Source organism: Caballeronia eucalypticola (assembly GCF_047608185.1).
In the GTDB taxonomy this organism is placed as follows: domain Bacteria; phylum Pseudomonadota; class Gammaproteobacteria; order Burkholderiales; family Burkholderiaceae; genus Caballeronia.
Genome location: NZ_JBLKRU010000052.1, coordinates 15,947 through 34,105, shown reverse-complemented (window position 1 = coordinate 34,105; position 18,159 = coordinate 15,947). Strand labels below are relative to the sequence as shown.

Sequence of the window (18,159 nt, the reverse complement as noted above, 5' to 3'; positions counted from 1 at the left end):
TGCCCGTGCTAGCATCCGGCAATTGCATTAGTCGGGGTGACCAGGCGCTGAAACTCGCGCTCATTGCCTGGACTCCGTTTCACTTCAGGGATCTCATGAATAACAGCACGGTTCATCAAAACTTCTTCCACCTCTTGCTGTTCGTGGTCACGGTCGCGCTCTGCTGGATCTTGCTGCCGTTCTTCGGCGCGATCTTCTGGGGAACGATTCTCGCCATCCTGTTCCAGCCGTTGCAGCGTTATCTCGCCGCGAAGTTCGGCAAGCGGCGCAATCTGGCGGCGTTCGCCACGCTGGGCTTGACGATCGTGATCGTGATCCTGCCGCTCAGCTTCGTCGCGGCCACGCTCGTCCAGGAAATCGGTCTCGCATACGCCCAGGTCAAGGCGGGTCAGCCCAATTTCACGACCTACTTCCAGCAGGCCATTCACGCACTGCCGAGCTCGGTGCAGACGCTGCTTGGCCGTTTTGGTCTCACCGATATCCCCAGCATTCAGCAACGCCTGACCAGCGGCGCGGCTGCGATCAGCCAGTTCGTGGCTTCGCAGGCGTTGAGCATTGGCCAGAACACGTTCCAGTTCTTGATCAGCTTCGGCGTGATGCTGTATCTCGTGTTTTTCCTGCTGCGCGATGGCGGCGAAATCGGGCGGCGTATTCGCCGCGCCCTGCCCCTCGACGATGAACCGAAACAGCATCTGATCGCCAAGTTCACGACCGTCGTTCGAGCAACGGTGAAGGGCAACATCGCGGTGGCGGCCGTTCAGGGTTTCCTCGGCGGCATGATCTTCATGTTCCTGGGCATCCAGGGCTCCCTGCTGTGGGGCGTGCTCATGGCGTTTCTGTCGCTGTTGCCGGCCATTGGCGCTGCGCTGGTCTGGGCGCCGGCAGCCGCCTATTTCCTGCTGACTGGCGATATCTGGCGCGGCGTGATCTTGATCTTGTTCTGCGTGGTGGTGATCGGCTTGGTCGACAACGTGCTGCGCCCTATCCTGGTCGGCAAGGATACAAAGATGCCTGACTGGGTAGTCCTGATTTCCACGCTGGGCGGAATGGGATTGTTCGGGATCAACGGCTTCGTGATCGGACCGCTGATTGCTGCTCTGTTCATGGCAAGCTGGGATTTGTTCACGCAAGACGAAGAAGCCCGGAAAATCGACAAAGTTTAAGGTTTTCGTTTGGCTCAATAAAAAACCGGCTCGCTGAGTGAATCAGCGAGCCGGTTTTTTTATGTCTTCAAGAAACGATAGAACTTAGCGCTTCTCCGACCCGGTGTATTTACAATCGAAGCGCTTTCTCACGGTTCCATTTTCATCGACGCTTTCAAGATACACGTCGAATTGCCACAGCCGCGCCATGTGCTTGAGAACCTCTTCGCTGTCATTGGTGAGGTGACGGTTATCGGTCATGAAATGGCGTAGCGTCAGGCTCCGATCGCCACGTGTATTCACCGAATACACCTGAATATTCGGCTCACGATGATGCATGTCGTACTGCCGCGACAAAGCCTGGCGAACGTAGCGGTACCCGCTGTCGTCGTGAATAGCCGACACTTCCAGCGAGTCGCGCATATCGTCGTCGAGAATCGAGAACAGACGCATTTCGCGAATCAGATGCGGCGACAAATACTGCGCAATAAAACTCTCGTCCTTGAAGTTGCGCATGGCGTAATGCAGCGCCTCAAGCCAGTCACTGCCGGCCAGCTCCGGAAACCATTCGCGGTCTTCATCGGTTGGGTGTTCACAAATGCGGCGAATATCGCTCATCATGGAGAAACCCAGCGCGTACGGATTGATACCGCTGTAATACTGCTTCGTCACCGGCGGTTGATACACCACGTTGCTGTGCGAATGCAGGAACTCCATCATGAAACCATCTTCCAGACGGCCTTCCGCATACAGTGTGTTGAGCAGCGTGTAATGCCAGAACGTAGCCCATCCTTCATTCATGACTTGCGTCTGCCGCTGCGGATAAAAATACTGGCCGACCTTGCGGACAATGCGAATAACTTCCCGCTCCCACGGCTCGAGCAGCGGCGCATTTTTCTCCGCAAAATACAGCAGGTTTTCCTGCGGTTCCGGCGGAAAACGGCTTTCAATTTCCTCGGTCGTCGTCGCCTTTTTGTTCGGCAGCGTGCGCCAGAGTTCATTCACCTGCGATTGCAAATACGCTTCACGTTCGCGCCGCGCGGCCATTTCCTTCGCCAGCGATAATTTCTGCGGCCGCTTATACCGGTCGACGCCGTAATTCATCAGCGCGTGACACGAGTCGAGCAGTTCCTCTACCCGGTCAATGCCATGACGCTCCTCGCATTCCGCGATGTAATTCTTCGCATAAACCAGGTAATCGACAATGGCATGCGCGTCCGTCCACAGCCGGAACAGGTAGTTGCCCTTGAAAAACGAGTTGTGCCCGTACGCCGCGTGCGCGATGACGAGCGCCTGCATCGTCATCGTGTTTTCTTCCATCAGGTACGCAATGCACGGATTCGAGTTGATGACGATCTCGTACGCGAGACCCATTTGTCCACGCCGATAACTCTTCTCGGTGGACAGGAAGTGCTTGCCGAACGACCAGTGCCGGTAGTTCACCGGCATGCCGACCGACGCGTACGCGTCCATCATTTGCTCGGCGCTGATGAGTTCGAGCTGGATCGGGTAGACGTCGAGCCCGTAACGCTGCGCGACACGGGCAATCTCGGTGTCGTATTCCTCGATCAGCTCGAAGGTCCAGTCCGATGGACACGGCAACGGCCTTTTTTCCGCCACGTTCATGGTGTCTCCTTCCGACGCCGGGCTTTTGCGAGGCTTCCTGGACTTTTGTGGCGCGCTGTCTTGTGCTTTCAGTTCTTCGCCAGGTTTGAGGTGATACCCACGTGCTTCGTTGTCCAAATGCCGTGTTGTCATGCAGCCGCCTGTTGTTTCTCAAACAATTCGCGAAAGACAGGATAAATATCCGCAGCCGATTCAACTTTCTTCATCGCGAGTTCAGGCGCGCTTTGTTTCAGATGAGCATATTCCACCCAGAGATTCTGCTCTTCAGGCGCAACCTGAATATAAGCAAAATAGCGCACCTTCGGCAAAATGTCCTCGGCGAGAAGCTTGCGGCACTTCGGCGAATCGTCAGTCCAGTTGTCGCCGTCGGACGCCTGCGCACCGTAGATATTCCACTCCGTTGGTGAATACCGTTCATCCATGATCTTCTTCATCAACTCGAGCGCGCTCGACACGACCGTGCCGCCGCTCTCGGTCGAATGAAAGAAAGTCTCTTCGTCCACTTCCTCGGCACGCGTGTGATGCCGGATGAAAACGACTTCAATCTTTTCGTAATTCCGGTTAAGGAACAGATATAGAAGAATGAAGAACCGCTTCGACAGATCCTTGCGCTGCTCGTCCATGGACCCGGACACGTCCATCAGACAGAACATCACGGCCTTGCTGGAAGGCGTGGGCTGCTTGGTCCGGTTGACATACCGCAAGTCGAACGGGTCGATGAAAGGAATGCGCGTGATGCGCCCTTTCATGATCACGATATCGGCTTCCAGCCGCGCGATTTCCTCGGGATCGCCTTTCTCGTCCAGGAGCACTTCCAACTGACGCTCCATCTCGTGCAACTGACGCGATAACGGCGACCCAAGCGCGATCCGCCGACCGAGCGCACTGCGCAGCGAACGGACGACATCGATATTGTTTGGCGTTCCTTCAGCCGAAAAGCCCGCCCGAACATTCTTCCATGTGGGCACGGCGGCTAATTGAGTTTTGACGAGACGCGGAAGCTCGAGGTCATCGAAGAAATACTGCATGAACTCTTCACGCGACAATTCAAACACGAAGTCGTCCTGCCCTTCGCCCTCGTTGCTCGCGGTCTTGCCACCGCCACCGCCGCCGCCATTCGGGCGCGCGATCTTGTCGCCACGAATGTATTCGGCATTACCCGGATGCACGAGCTCGCGCTTTCCGCCAGGGCCATGCCGGAACGACGGTTCGGCAATGTCCTTCTTCGGAATCGTGATGCTTTGCGTGCTCTGGATGTCTTTGATGCTTCGATCCCGAACGGCATCCGACACCGCCCGGCGAATATAGTTTTTGACACGACGCAAAAAGCGTTCGCGGTTGGCAATGCTCTTGTTCTTACCGGCTAACCTGCGGTCGATGATTTGATGCAGCACATCCAGTCTCCCGCGTAATTGGCGAGGAAGCGAAGCGCTGGCGGTCTGAACCGCACGCGGCGGCGCAAGACCGTAAGGCACTCGCCAAGATGTTCGCGTCCGCTGCAGGAGGCCAGCATCACGCGAACGTATGACTATAAAACTGACAACACAACTACGATTCAATCACGTTTTACGGGGCTTCGCTGAGAACTCATTCATCTCCCTGTCGAAAATCATTAAAAACGATCAAAAAACGCACTTGCACAGACAGCATTACAACGACGCATCAGGACGACTTACGCACCCGCAGATACCAGTCGCAGAGCAGGCGAACTTGCTTCGGCGTGTAGCCCTTCGCGACCATGCGGTTGACGAAATCTTCATGCTTGCGTTGTTCTTCCGCCGATCCCTTGGCATTGAACGAGATCACCGGCAGAAGTTCTTCGGTATTCGAGAACATCTTCTTCTCGATCACGACGCGCAACTTCTCGTAGCTGATCCACGCCGGATTCTTGCCGCCATTCGCAGCCCGCGCCCGCAACACGAAGTTCACGATCTCGTTGCGGAAGTCCTTCGGGTTGCTGATGCCAGCCGGCTTCTCGATCTTCTCGAGTTCCGCATTCAGCGAAGCGCGGTCAAAACTTTCGCCGGTATCGTGATCACGGAATTCCTGGTCCTGGATCCAGAAATCAGCATAAGTCACATAACGGTCGAAGATGTTTTGTCCATACTCCGAATATGACTCGAGGTACGCGGTCTGGATCTCCTTGCCAATGAACTCGGCATACCGCGACGCCAGCACGTCCTTGATGAACGACAGGTACTTCTGCTCCGTCTCCGGTGGGAACTGCTCGCGTTCAATCTGCTGTTCCAGCACGTACATCAGGTGCACCGGATTGGCCGCGACTTCCGTGGAATCGAAGTTGAATACGCGAGAAAGAATCTTGAATGCGAACCGGGTGGAAACGCCGTTCATGCCTTCATCGACGCCCGCAAAATCGCGGTATTCCTGGAACGATTTTGCCTTCGGGTCCGTGTCCTTCAGGTTGTCACCGTCATAGACCTGCATCTTCGAAAAGAGGCTGGAATTTTCCGGCTCATGCAGGCGCGTGAGCACCGCCATTTGCGCCATCATCTTCAACGTACCCGGCGCGCAAACAGCGTTCGTCAACGAAGAATTACGCAGCAGCTTCTCGTAGATCTTCATCTCTTCGCTATAGCGCAGGCAGTACGGCACCTTGACCACGAAGATACGATCGAGCAGTGCTTCGTTGTTCTTGTTATTGCGGAACGTCTTCCATTCCGACTCGTTCGAGTGAGCCAGGACCACGCCGTCGAACGGAATTGCACCAAAACCTTCCGTGCCCTTGAAGTTGCCTTCCTGGGTCGCAGTCAGCAGCGGATGCAGCACCTTGATCGGCGCCTTGAACATTTCGACGAACTCAAGCAAGCCCTGGTTCGCGAGACACAAACCGCCGGAATAGCTGTATGCGTCAGCGTCGTCTTGCGAGAAGGTTTCGAGTTTGCGGATGTCCACCTTGCCAACGAGTGACGAGATGTCCTGATTGTTCTCATCGCCCGGTTCGGTCTTGGCTATACCGATCTGGCGCAGGATGGAAGGATAACGGCGAACGATGCGGAACTTGCGGATGTCGCCATTGAATTCGTGAAGGCGCTTGACGGCCCACGGGCTCAGGATGCTCTTGAGATACCGGCGCGGAATGCCGTATTGCTCTTCGAGGATTGGGCCATCTTCGTCGTAGTCGAACAGCCCAAGGGGTGATTCGTTGACCGGTGAACCCTTGATTGCATAGAACGGAACGCGCTCGGCGAGTTGCTTCAGACGTTCGGCAATAGAAGACTTGCCGCCGCCCACCGGCCCCAGCAAATACAGAATCTGTTTCTTCTCTTCAAGACCCTGAGCAGCATGCCTGAAATACGACACCACTTGCTCGATCACTTCCTCCATTCCGTAGAACTCACGGAATGCCGGATACACCTTGATGACCTTGTTTGCAAACACACGCGATAAGCGCGGGTCGGTGCGAGTGTCGACGGACTCCGGTTCCCCGATTGCCGACAACATCCGTTCGCCCGCTGTTGCATACGTTGCAGGATCGTCTTTGCAGAGCGCGAGATACTCTTCGAGCGAGAATTCCTCCTCGCGGGTTTTTTCGAAGCGGGTCGCGAAACTGCTGTAGATATCCATGCTACCTCCTCGCCGAAGTCAGAAAGCAATGTGTGCGCGGCGCGCCTAATCAGAACAACATCGCTTCAGTTCATCCTAAACCTATTCGAATTTTTTTTCATGCAAATGCGTTGTTGATTTGCTTCGAAGTATTCCTAGCTTGGTGGAATATTTTCGTTCACCTACAATCAGTGTCCCGACTCGCGAAACGTTTTCCGTATTGGCTGCATAGCCTTGCTGTACAAGCCCCCGGACCCATGCGCATGCTGGCAGCCTAACCCCCTGACTGCTGCTGCCGGCGCTCAAGCGTTGCCCGCATTTATGCATTGAGCGCTTATGGCGCTGATGCGTTGCAGATAAGTGGTGATATGCCGTATGTGTCCTGTAACCATGGTGCGCCACGCTGAGTTGTCCCTGTGTTGCCCCCCGCTCATCCACAAGCTCATCCACAAGTTATCCACCAGTTATCCCACACCGGTTTTCCTATATACGCGCCGTAGCGCCGGAACGATGCAACGCGTAATGCGTTTTTTCGACATGGACATCTCCAATGTCATTCGGCAGCAGGCTCATGAACAGACTCAAACGTCATGCGCCTCTCTTACTAAACGACGCGCACGCACATCCGTTGACCGCTTATACCCCGGCAATATCCGGCCTATATACCCGTTCGGCAATCATGGATTTAGACTCGAAAAAAAAGCACTCGGACGAGTGCTTTTGTAGGTGTAACAAGCGCGCATGAATGTTTTGCTCACGCGCTGTCACCGTGTCCTGCATTGCTGCAACTATGTCAATCCAGCGTCAATTCAATATCGCCGATCCGGTCCACCCGGCCGCTGATCACCCCTGGCCCGTCGACGCGTCGCGCGCCTGTGTACGAGCCGGTGGTGATGGTCCAGAACGGCTGGACCGTGTGTCCGTGAGCACTGCAATGGTTGACGAACCACACCAGCAGTTCCCGGGGATCGCCGGCCGGATTGCCGATGCTCGGCGGCACGATCGAGACGCCATCGACGGACAGCTCAAGCAGCGGGGAAAGAAAATCGAAGTTAGGCGCAATCACGTCGTACGGCTCCATCTTGCCGACCACCAATGCCCCGTTGTTCTGCGAATCGGCAAGTTGTGCCAGCGTCGCAAGGTTCGGCCATTGCGCGAAGCGGCTATCGACCACCTCCAGCGCCACGGCCATGCTGCCGATCGCCGCAAACACTTCGCTGCCGCTGTAAGGTTCGTCACGCGGCGGTAACGCGGTCGAAAAACGGAACGCGATCTCCAGCTCAATCAGCGCGCGGAAAAATGAGGCGTGCGCGATGCGCGCCGGCGAAGTGTGGACAAGTTCTGCATCGATGGGCGCCGTGTTCGCCAGTGCGCCGGGCGCGCGGGCACCGACTTTCCATGCGCCAATCCGCGCGCCGGAAAGGGTCAGAACTTCGTGCTGGATGGCGTACGCCGCTTCGGCGTCGGCGGGGATATCGACTGACTCGAGGTCTTCTATCTGCGTGCGCTGGCGGCGGGCCTGAACGAGCTGTGCGGCAAGGGTGGATCCGGTCATGGCAAGCGTCCTGTGGTGGTGATCGAAACGCGTTCTAATCCCGTGAAGGTTGAACGAAGTCCGCCCAGTGTACGGGGAAGTTGGCATGGATCGCGAGTTCGGGTCAGGTCAGCCGGAGTTTTCTGAGATGGCGATTGCTTGTTGAGTGCGTCGCGGCGTTGGCGGGTTCTTGGGTTGACGAAGGGTTATGGCGGAGCCTGGTGGGAACGCTTCGATTGGACCCCTCTTGAAACTCGCTTGCAGGGACATACGCGCGGGCCGCCCGGATTTCCTATAGGCCGCGCGTTATCAGTGGTGTTTAGGGGCGGTAGTGAAAGCCGGGGTTAATCCGGCGACCGAAATGCGCCCCGCAGATCAGGTTTGCGGAACGCATTCGACTCAATCGACCTTCTCAACCGATCAGAAGGTTTGCCAATCACCGGTAGCCGCAGCCGCAGCTGCCGCCGACACCGCAGCCGGCCGTGGTGCGATTGGCCGTGCCACCGCCGGACGCGCTGCAACAGGCGCCTTGGCAGAAGATGCCATCGCCATCGCCGGCGCCGCGCGCCGTGGCGTCCCCTGAACCGCCACGCGCGACTTTGCTGTTGCCGATGATCCCGGCCGCGCAGCAGCATGGCTGACACCCGCCCCGGCCGCGCTGTCGTCATCGAGTTGAAATACCGCCACGGCCTGGCGCAGCTTCGCCGCCTGATCTTCCAGCGATTGCGCCGCTGCCGCCGCCTCCTCGACCAGTGCCGCGTTCTGCTGCGTCACCTCGTCCATCTGCGTGACGGCGCGCGCGACTTGCTCAATGCCGCTGCTCTGCTCCTGCGAGGCCGCCGCGATCTCACCCATGATGTCGGTGACCTGCTGCACCGCGCCAATAATCTCGTTCATCGTGCGGCCGGCTTCATCGACCAGCGAGGTGCCCGATTGCACGCGCTCGACCGAGGTATCGATAAGACCCTTGATTTCCTTCGCCGCCGCCGATGAACGTTGCGCGAGATTGCGCACTTCGCCGGCGACGACCGCGAAACCGCGCCCTTCTTCGCCTGCGCGCGCCGCTTCCACGGCCGCGTTCAGCGCCAGGATATTGGTCTGGAACGCAATCCCTTCGATGATCGTAATGATGTCCGCGATCTTCGCCGAGCTCTGGTTGATATCGCCCATGGTGTCGACCACTTGCGCCACCACGCGGCTGCCCTTGTTCGCGATCTCCGACGCGTTGGCCGCCAGCGAACTGGCTTGCCGGGCGTTATCGGCGTTCTGCTTCACCGTGCCGGTCAATTCGTCCATGCTCGACGCCGTTTCCTGCAACGCCGACGCCTGCTCTTCCGTACGCGACGACAAGTCGATATTGCCCGCCGCGATCTCCTTGGTCGCCGTCGCGATGGATTCGGTGCCCGAGCGTACGCTGCGAACCGTGCCGACGAGACTTGCCTGCATCCGTGCAAGACCCTGCATCAGCAGACCCATTTCGTCGCGCGAGGTGGCAACGACCTTGCCGCGCAGATCGCCGGCCGCAATCGCTTCGAAGTGTTCGAGCGCGGCGTCCAGCGGCCGGCCGATCGCGCGGCGCAGGGCAATCCACGAAAACACCGCGGCGGCCAGCCCGGCCAAGATCGCGATCATGCTCAGCGTGCGGAAAGCCGACGCGGCCGATTGCGCTGCGTCATAGCCTTGCCTGGCGCCGTCGAACTGGAACTTGCGCAGCACATCGTTGGCCGTCGACAACTCGCCGTAAGCGACCTGCATGGCTTTGGCCGTTTCTACGATCCGCGCCTGGTCATTCGCCCTGACGGCGTCATAGCCGCTGTCGATCACCTTTTGCAGCGCGAGGCGTTTGGCGTTGGAGGTATCGGCGAGTTGCTTTTCGGTCGGGTCCTGCGGCAGTTCGGTGTACTTTTTCCAGTAATCGTTGGCGCGGCCGCGCATCATGCCGCCCCGTTCGATGGTCGCCGCGACTTCCGGCGTGCCGGCCAGAAACGCGGCGCGGTCGAATATGAGCCGCTCGCGGGCCGTATAAAGCTCCGCGTTGCTGACCGCGTTAGCGCTCGGCATCTGGTTCTCGAACGTGTCGCGATACGACCGGTTCGACTGCGTCATCCCATAGAGCCCCAATCCGCCGATTGCCACCAACAGCAGTCCGAGAAATGCCATCGTCAGACCGAGACGCGCCTTGATCGTTAAACTCATATTCATGATTTTCCCCGGAGCTGCTGATAAAAATGTCGGCTCGACGCGGTTCTGGAGTCGCCATTAAGAGCGGGGCCAGATTCGCCTGCTTGGACATCTTTTACGGCGTGCGCGCGGCGCACTTGAGGAAATTCATGAAATGTTATTTCGTCTAATGATTTACCCTGAGAACTTTAGATGCGCATTGTTCAGCAAAGGATCGCATTAATGCTTTTGTTGTAAACGATTCAGTATAAATCGCGCCATCGTGCTTGATGAGCGGGAGGGGGAATCGATTGAGGTTTGATTTGAAGAAACGGAGGAACGGGGAAGTGATCTTGCTGGAGACGTGGAACCTGTCTCCCGAGATTTCTGGTGCTTGCCGCGAATGGTGCGCGCGCATCGGAGCCCGCGCGCTAACAAACGAAACGGGGTTCCGCCGATGCCGGCAAAACCCCAAATGCGAGTGTCCTCTGCCTGCTTCAGGCCTTCTCGGTACGGCCTTGCCCGAGCGCTGCGCCATTCATCGCAGCAACAGCCCCGGCCGCCGCCTCTTTCCGATACACCAGCGGCATCACCTCCGGCACGACTGCCGTCGATTCACGCAAGATCATTCGCGGCGTGACAACGCGCCGCCGCGTGGTCGCCGGCACCTTGCCCGCGATCCGGTCGATCAGCGTCTGCGCCGCCAGTTCGCCGAGTTCACGTACCGATTGCCCAACCGTCGATAACGCCGGATACGTGTACCGGCTCAATTCGATATCGTCGAAACCGATGATCGAGCAGTCACGCGGCACGTTGATGCCCCGCTCCGCGGCCGCCCGCAACGCACCGACGCCCATCATGTCGTTGCACGCAAAAATACCGGTAGGTTTGAGGGTATCGAAGAGTTGCGATGCTGCCTCGTAACCCCCGGTCGCCGAAAATGCGCTCTGCTGAATGGCGTTCGGCTCGATTTCGATGCCGCGCTCCGCCATGGCCCGGATAAATCCGTGGACGCGCATTGCGCTGACCGCCGTGGCGATCGGGCCCGTGATACAGCCGACGCGCGAGTGGCCAAGCTGCAGCAAGTGGCGCGTCGCCAGATAGCCGCCCTTCTCGTGGTCGATCTGCACCAGATCCGCCGATACACCTTCAATATTCCGGTCCAGGATCACTAGCGGTTCACGCGAACCGGCCAGGCTTTGCGCGAGCACCGCATCTTCTCCCGCCGATGCAATCACCAGCCCGTCGATGCGCTTTTCCTGCAGCACGCGCAAGTAGCTGCGCTGCTTGGCGGGATCGTCGTCGGAATTGCAGAAGAACATGCAATAGCCGTTCTTCGCGCAGCCGTCTTCCACTCCTCGCGCCAGTTCCGCGAAATAGGGGTTGGTCGCGTTCGGCACGAGCAGGCCGATAGTGAGCGTGTTGCGCGCCTTGAGAGAACGCGCCACCGCCGAGGGCACGTAATCGAGTTCGAGAATCGCGCGCTCCACTTTCAGCCGCACTTCTGCCGACACGGGCCGCGAGTTGTTCACGACATGAGACACCGTCGTGAACGAAACGCCCGCAATGGCTGCTACATCTTTGATCGTCGCCATACTTGGTCCTTCTCTCTGACTTGAGTCCTGCTTTTTGCTCTTCTTGATTGGCCCCCGCAAAGCGCCTCCCGCTGCGCTGCACTCTAACCTTGCGTTGCCGGTTGCCTGCCTTGTCTAACGTACATCATTTGCCCGCGGCCATTAGTGCGGCCATTAACGCAGGCATTACGACCGCCTGCCGGCGTTTTCCCCGCGCCGGCTTTCATGCTTTGCGGGCACTGCAGCTTTTGCTGATTTTGTGCCTGCTTTCATAGCCCACTACCCTGATGCAATCGCGTTTGCCGACTCACCGATCCACTGCTGATTCGCCGCCGCTCGATGGCGGGGGTGGAACCGGAGGCGGCGCCTTGGCGTCCGGGACAATAGGCTCCTGGAGGATTTCGTCGCGTTTCGCATAGCCGGCAAAAGCCGCCGCCAACAGCGCGTCCTGCGACCAGGTATTTCTCTCGAAGACTCCGGTCATCCGTCCCGCTGACATCACCCCGATCCGGTCGCAAATAAGCATCAGTTCGCGCAAATCGCTGGATACCACCACCAACGCCCGCCCTTTCAGCGCCAGCGCGCCCATCAACGCATAGATATCGAATTTCGCGCCGATATCGATGCCGCGCGTGGGTTCATCGAACAACAGCACGGTTGAGTCCCGGGCGAGCCAGCGGCCAATCACCACTTTTTGCTGGTTGCCGCCCGACAACTCCGACACCGGTTGCATCGGACCCGCGGCACGGATATGCATCGCGTCGATCTGTTTTTGCGCCAGCGCCGCTTCACGCCGTCCATCGACAAAACCGTTGCTCGATACCGCGCCGATATTGCCAAGCGAAATGTTCGCGGCAATGGGCTGCGGCAGCAGCAAACCCTCGCCCTTGCGATCTTCGGTGATCAGCGCAATGCCGTTCTTCACCGCGTCCGCTGGCGACGTAATCTTCACCGGCATGAGCGCAGCGCCTTCGTGCGCGACTGAAACCACGCCGCTGTCGGCCCGATCCGCGCCGTAGATCAGCCGCATCAGTTCCGTGCGACCCGCGCCAATCAACCCGCTGATGCCGAAAATCTCGCCCGCCTTCACTTCGAACGACACATCGCGGACTACGTGGCCGCGGCTCATGCCGGCCACTTTCAGCGCGACGTCGCGAATCCGGCGCTCACCCAGATCGATCCGCTCGCCAATGTCGCGTCCTACCATGAGTGTGACGAGACGGTCGCTCGTCAGGTTTTGCATGGTGTCGATATGAACCAGCTTGCCGTCGCGCAACACGGCTGCGCGCCCGGCGATCCGCCTTAATTCTTCCAGCCGGTGTGAGATATACACCAGCGCCACGCCCCGCTTCTTCAGGCGTTCGACTTGCTCGAACAGCAAGTCCACTTCGCGCGCCGTCAGCATGGCGGTCGGTTCATCGAGAATCAGCACGCGGCAATCGCCAATCAGATTCCGCGCGATTTCCACCATCTGTTGATGCCCGATCCCCAGTTCGCCCACGAGTGTATCCGGATCGATCGCATCAAGTCCGACCTGCTGCATCGCGTGCCGTGCATCCTCGCGCAGCGCCGCCCGGTCGATCCAGCCGAACTTGAATCCCTTGCGCTGCGGCAAGCGGTTCAGGAACAGGTTTTCCGCCACTGAGAGCGTAGGCAGCAGGTTCAGCTCCTGCATCACCATGCGCACGCCGAGCGCTTCCGCGTCCTTCCGGCTGGCCGGTGCGTAAGGCGCGCCGCCCAGGGTCATGGTGCCGGTGGTCGGATCGACCAGGCCGCCAACGATCTTGGACAGCGTGCTTTTTCCGGCGCCGTTTTCCCCGGTCAACGCGAGGACTTCGCCGGCGTGCAGGTCCAGCGTGACATCGGATAAAACCGGTTCCACGTAGGTCTTGCCTATCCCGCTCACCGTGAGAACGGGCGCGGTTTCCACTCTGTCGTCCATCCTCTTCTCCGGCGACAAGCCGCAGCGCTGGCCACAACCCGGTCTACCAGCCTGCGGATTTTTGGTATCCGAGATCCACCAAAAAGGCGAACTCCAATTCCAGAGCGGGTCCGGCCGCAATCGTTTGCAGCGAAACAGGCTCGCGAAGCCCTAACTAGCCTTTTGCCGTCCCAATACCCAATCTACTTACCCAGTTCAGATACACGATTACGGACTCCGCTTAGCCAGTTCATCGAAAAAACGAGTTAACCGTCCCAGTCCTTCTTATCGGCAGCGGCGCCTGTTTCTTAAGACTTTAAGCAGACAAATTGAGATTCTATGCCTGAAGTACCTATTTTTTAGTGATCAGGATAACCGGTGTTTCCACCACCCCGGACAATTCCGACTGCTTCTTATGCTCGGAAATCGCCTTCAAAGCCGTGTCGATGCCAAATACCGCCTGCTTCGCGGCGTACTGGTCGGCAGTCGCGAGCACCCGGCCATCGGCAAGCATCGGCTTGATGGCGTTGATGTTGTCGTAACCAACCACCTGCACCTTGCCCGCCTTGCCGGCCGCCCGCACCGCGGCCACCGCGCCGAGCGCCATGTTGTCGTTGCCGCAGAGCAGCGCCTTGACGTTCGGGTTCGCGTTCAGGATCTGCGATGCCACCGCGTTGCCCTTGTCGATTTCCCAGTCGCCGGATTGCAGCGCAACGACCTTCATGCCGCCAGTTTGCATCGCTTCCTTGAAACCGGCGGTGCGTTGCTGCGCGTTCGTCGTGGTCGATACACCTTCGATAATGGCAACTTCGTCGCCCGCCTTGAGCCGCTTGGCGAGGTAATCGCCGACTAGCCGCGCGCCCTTCGCGTTGTCCGGGCCGACAAACGGCACGTTCAGGCCCTTCGACTTGAGCACGTCCGGATCTAGCCGGTTATCGATATTCACCACGATAATCCCGGCATCCACGGCCTTTTTGACGACCGGCACGAGGGCTTTCGAATCGGCCGGCGCGATCACGAGCGCGTCGACCTTCGAGACGATCATCTGCTCGACAATGCGAATCTGGTTCGCGGTATCGGTTTCGTCCTTGATGCCATTGGTGATCAGGTCAAACTGGCTCGCGTTATGTTTCTGATAGTCCTTGGCGCCGGTTTCCATGGTCAGGAAGAACTCGTTCGCCAGTGATTTCATCACCAGCGCAACTTTCGGCTTGTGCGCGGCTTGCGCGGCGGCATCTGCTGAATAGAGCGATAACGGCAACGCGGCGCATGCGCTCAACGACAGCGCGACGGACAAGAATTGGCGGCGCAGCGCGGGTTTGACAGCTTTGTGATGTGATTTCATGCGGCAGATCTCCTGGTTCGTTTTGAGTTGTCGGATGTTCGGTGATTGGATGAAACAGGATGGGTGGCGGGGTGTTGAGGCTTAGGCGATATGGATGGGGTTGAAGCGCGCCGGATCCCCTGTGCGCGCTTGCGTGTTTTTGGCTTTGTTATAAGCGCCCTCGGTCCGATGAGCGTGGACGTTCCCGCTTCCGACCGCAATTGCTGTCGGCCCTGATTTTTACGCAATACGAAAATGCGGCGAAACTTCGCCGCCTAGCCGCCAATAAACGTCCGCATGCAAAACCGCAGTGAAATCTTCCTCAGCGCTGCCATGCCGTCGAGCGCTTACAGCTCGTCAACAGACTCGCCTTTCACCTTCTTGTCGATGATCGACCGTGCGTACTCAATACCCGCGCGCGTCGCATCGATAGGACTGTCAAACGCTTCCTGCTCCGGCACGCCAAACATCTCCGATTTCGAACCCTCGCCGCTGGCGCTGCGCGAAATATTGACGACGATATCGAAATGACGCGGGCCATCGTCCGGCTCGTCGCGTTCTTTTCCGCGGCGCAACGCCTGGACGGTGATTTCGAAACCCTTGTAGTGATCGGATAAAGGATGGGACATACGCAACTCCTTTCAGCGGTAGACGACAGGATCGCACGGCTTTGCAACGCTGCGCACGAAAGAGTGTAGGGAAAAACTGTGAACGCGCTTTGTCGAGGCGATGACACCGTTCACACAGATGTTGCGATGCTACAACGGCGGTTTTGCTCGTAGACAGCGGCGAGTGCCGGTCGTTGCAGGCCATGGAATCATCGTGCTCATGATCTCCTCAAGCACGCGGCACGCGCACGCGCGAAAACGAAAATTGTAAGCCTCTTGTGCGGAACCGTTGTCATCGGCGACAGAAAGCTTACAAAGCGCGCATCAGAGGGACACGAAGACGCTGGATCATTTTTGAACAATAAGAATCAGTAAAGCTGACATCTTCCGAATCATGCGGGCGCACGGTACTAATCGTTTATCCGTAGGTTCGAAACCGTACGGCATTTGTATGGCTTTTTGCCATAATGAGTTGCCTTGGTTCAGTAGTCTGACTTAGTTGTCTGAATAAGCCGCGTAGCAATGGCAAAGATCGTATCGATGGCAAAAACAATGGCAAACGCCGCAGCGGTATTAATACGTGCCTGAGCTTGCAACACCTCACCTCGTTTCACGACATCCATTTAAAGGGAGAAAACGCATGAAGATCCGGGCAACCATCGCAGCGCTCACATTGGGCGCCACGTTAAGCGTGACATTCGCTGCAGCGCCGGCGTTCGCCGATAACAGCCAGCAATCGAAAATGACAACCTGCAATGCGCAGGCAACAGGCAAGAAAGGCGATGACCGCAAGGCGTTCATGAAAGATTGCCTCTCGTCCACGCCCGCAGCGGCCGCACCGATGACCCAGCAGCAGAAAATGACGGCGTGCAACAAATCGGCGAAAGGCAAGAAAGGTGATGATCGAAAGGCCTTCATGAAGGACTGTCTGAGCAACAAGGGCTAACCGGAGCGAGGTGACGCTCAATTGCTTGATAAAGCCGCGTGTATAAACCACGCGGCTTTTTTATGACTTTTTCAAGCGTAATTTGCCGATAAATCACGCATAGGTAAAGTCCCGAACACGGGAAAACCCCGCCCCGTCTTATTGCAGTGCAGCTACGGTCTTACTAACGCGACGCGCGTTTTATCTCATAAGATGACGCGAAGGCGGTCCACCAGAACTATTAATGCGCCATTGGTCCGCCACAGTCTAGCCGGCTTGCAGCACTGCAATGGACGGAGGCATTCAGGATGGTATGGCGATATAAAAACCGCTGGTTCAGGCGGTGGCTGGTCGTGATTGTTTTTTGGGCCGTTCCGGTCATGATCGTTGCGGCAAACGAGCTACGCGACCAACTTGCGTACGATGCCCAGGATCTCGCGCACTCTCTCTCCACATGGACCTTCACCGACGCGCAGCGTGCCGCTCCAGCCGTGTCGCGCTGCCATGGTTCGCTCGACGAAGCGCGCGCAGCCGGCTGCCCGCCGGATATCGTCGCAGCCAACGCCGCGAAGAACCAGGACGCCCAGCAGGAGTATTCGACTCGCCGCAGCGTGCTGTTCGGTTATCTATGGCACGCGTTTGTCGGTTATTGGGTTGTACCGGCAATCGCGCTGTTTTTGCTCGGTGCAGTGGTTGGGATCATTCGACGTTCCCTTCGGCGGCCGCCCGCAAAAAACGATAAAGCGAAGCAAACCGATGAATCCGCGCGAATTGCAAAGCCGTAAAAACCACGCGTTGCAGCGCGGAGACAACACCGCTGCGGGACTTTTTGCACTATCTCACGCAATTTTTAATTTTATTTTGACGGGTAAGTTTGACCGGAATTTAACGAATTCGGACGAGCTGGCCCGCCGTTTGCGTCCATAGGTTTTGTCTGTTCTGAGAGGCGAATGTTTTGCGCAAACAAGCGCTTTCTCACGCGGACGGCATTTCAGCCAGGCAGGTCAAAATTACCACATTGCATTTGCCTGACACGGCGCAAGCCAAGCGGGGTAAGGCTTCGCGACAATTCTGGACATGTTGCTGACGGACGTGCTGTGTTATAAAACGCCATGCTGCAACACCAGTAGATGGGGTTTCCCAAAAAACCACGATGGAGAGAACGATGCAAAGACGAAACTTCATGATCAAAACGACCGCCGCGCTTGCAATGGGTGGCTTCGCACTGGCAGGGTGCACGACGACCTCGAACCAGGGCGCACAACAAAATGCCGGCGACGCGGACGCACGCCGTTCGATCGACGCTGATATCGACGCGACGATGCAACGCCTCTACGTGACCGCTCGCGGCTCGCGTGAGCTGGTTGGCAAGGCACGTGGCGTGCTCGTGTTCCCGTCGGTGCTCCAGGCAGGCTTTATCGTCGGTGCGCAGTACGGCAAGGGCGCGCTGCGAGTGGGCGGCAGCTCGGTCGGCTACTACAGCACGACGTCGGGTTCGATCGGCCTGCAAGCTGGCGCGCAATCGAAGGCAATCGTGTTCCTGTTCATGACGCAGGATGCCCTCGATAAATTCCGCAATACCGACGGCTGGTCAGTCGGCGGCGATGCATCGGTTGCACTGGTCAAGATGGGCGCCAACGGCAATATCGATTCGGATACCGCTACGGCGCCGGTCGAAGTGTTCGTGCTGACGAACGCTGGCCTGATGGCTAACCTGTCGCTTGAAGGCACGAAGGTATCGCGTCTGAAGATCTGATCGGGGTCTCAGGCCGGCACGCTCA

At 57.9% G+C, this 18,159-nt stretch carries 13 protein-coding genes; 4 read left to right on the top strand and 9 right to left on the bottom strand.

The genetic code is table 11. From position 1 onward, the window contains the following. The first annotated feature begins 95 nt into the window (after nt 1–95). A complete protein-coding gene (locus ACMX25_RS34775) occupies nt 96–1,163 on the top strand; it encodes an AI-2E family transporter (protein WP_414954418.1) in 1,068 nt (355 codons plus the stop codon). An 84-nt stretch (nt 1,164–1,247) separates the two neighbouring features. Here the strand turns inward: ACMX25_RS34775 and ACMX25_RS34770 are convergent, their stop codons facing one another. The 9 genes from ACMX25_RS34770 to ACMX25_RS34730 form a co-directional block, all read right to left on the bottom strand. Beyond that, complete coding sequence (locus ACMX25_RS34770) at nt 1,248–2,768, bottom strand: SpoVR family protein (protein ID WP_414954417.1); 1,521 nt, start codon at nt 2,766–2,768, stop codon at nt 1,248–1,250. A gap of 128 nt (nt 2,769–2,896) precedes the next feature. Further along, nucleotides 2,897–4,162, bottom strand: coding sequence for a YeaH/YhbH family protein (locus tag ACMX25_RS34765; RefSeq protein WP_299704364.1), 1,266 nt, complete (start codon nt 4,160–4,162; stop codon nt 2,897–2,899). A gap of 268 nt (nt 4,163–4,430) precedes the next feature. Beyond that, complete coding sequence (locus ACMX25_RS34760; RefSeq protein ID WP_299704361.1) at nt 4,431–6,353, bottom strand: PrkA family serine protein kinase; 1,923 nt, start codon at nt 6,351–6,353, stop codon at nt 4,431–4,433. Between the two features lie 772 nt (nt 6,354–7,125). Continuing rightward, nucleotides 7,126–7,887, bottom strand: coding sequence for a 2-keto-4-pentenoate hydratase (locus ACMX25_RS34755; protein WP_414954416.1), 762 nt, complete (start codon nt 7,885–7,887; stop codon nt 7,126–7,128). A 399-nt stretch (nt 7,888–8,286) separates the two neighbouring features. Then, nucleotides 8,287–10,068 (bottom strand): methyl-accepting chemotaxis protein, encoded by a 1,782-nt coding sequence (locus ACMX25_RS34750; protein WP_414954415.1) that lies wholly within the window; start codon nt 10,066–10,068, stop codon nt 8,287–8,289. 455 nt (nt 10,069–10,523) lie between these two features. Next, nucleotides 10,524–11,621, bottom strand: coding sequence for a LacI family DNA-binding transcriptional regulator (locus ACMX25_RS34745; protein ID WP_414954414.1), 1,098 nt, complete (start codon nt 11,619–11,621; stop codon nt 10,524–10,526). A gap of 286 nt (nt 11,622–11,907) precedes the next feature. Then, complete coding sequence (locus ACMX25_RS34740; protein WP_414954413.1) at nt 11,908–13,542, bottom strand: sugar ABC transporter ATP-binding protein; 1,635 nt, start codon at nt 13,540–13,542, stop codon at nt 11,908–11,910. A 331-nt stretch (nt 13,543–13,873) separates the two neighbouring features. After that, nucleotides 13,874–14,866 carry a sugar ABC transporter substrate-binding protein gene (locus ACMX25_RS34735; protein ID WP_414954412.1) on the bottom strand — a complete coding sequence of 331 codons (993 nt, stop codon included), beginning with the start codon at nt 14,864–14,866 and terminating at the stop codon, nt 13,874–13,876. Nucleotides 14,867–15,192: 326 nt separating this feature from the next. After that, a complete protein-coding gene (locus tag ACMX25_RS34730) occupies nt 15,193–15,474 on the bottom strand; it encodes a hypothetical protein (protein WP_414954411.1) in 282 nt (93 codons plus the stop codon). A gap of 619 nt (nt 15,475–16,093) precedes the next feature. Here ACMX25_RS34730 and ACMX25_RS34725 point away from each other — a divergent pair. The 3 genes from ACMX25_RS34725 to ACMX25_RS34715 all read left to right on the top strand — a co-directional run bounded on the left by ACMX25_RS34725 (nt 16,094) and on the right by ACMX25_RS34715 (nt 18,134). Next, nucleotides 16,094–16,399, top strand: coding sequence for a PsiF family protein (locus ACMX25_RS34725; protein WP_414954410.1), 306 nt, complete (start codon nt 16,094–16,096; stop codon nt 16,397–16,399). Between the two features lie 287 nt (nt 16,400–16,686). Next, nucleotides 16,687–17,163, top strand: coding sequence for a hypothetical protein (locus tag ACMX25_RS34720; RefSeq protein ID WP_414954409.1), 477 nt, complete (start codon nt 16,687–16,689; stop codon nt 17,161–17,163). 380 nt (nt 17,164–17,543) lie between these two features. Continuing rightward, on the top strand, nt 17,544–18,134 hold the full coding sequence (locus tag ACMX25_RS34715) for a BPSL1445 family SYLF domain-containing lipoprotein (protein WP_414954408.1): 591 nt from the start codon (nt 17,544–17,546) through the stop codon (nt 18,132–18,134). Nucleotides 18,135–18,159: the final 25 nt, after the last annotated feature.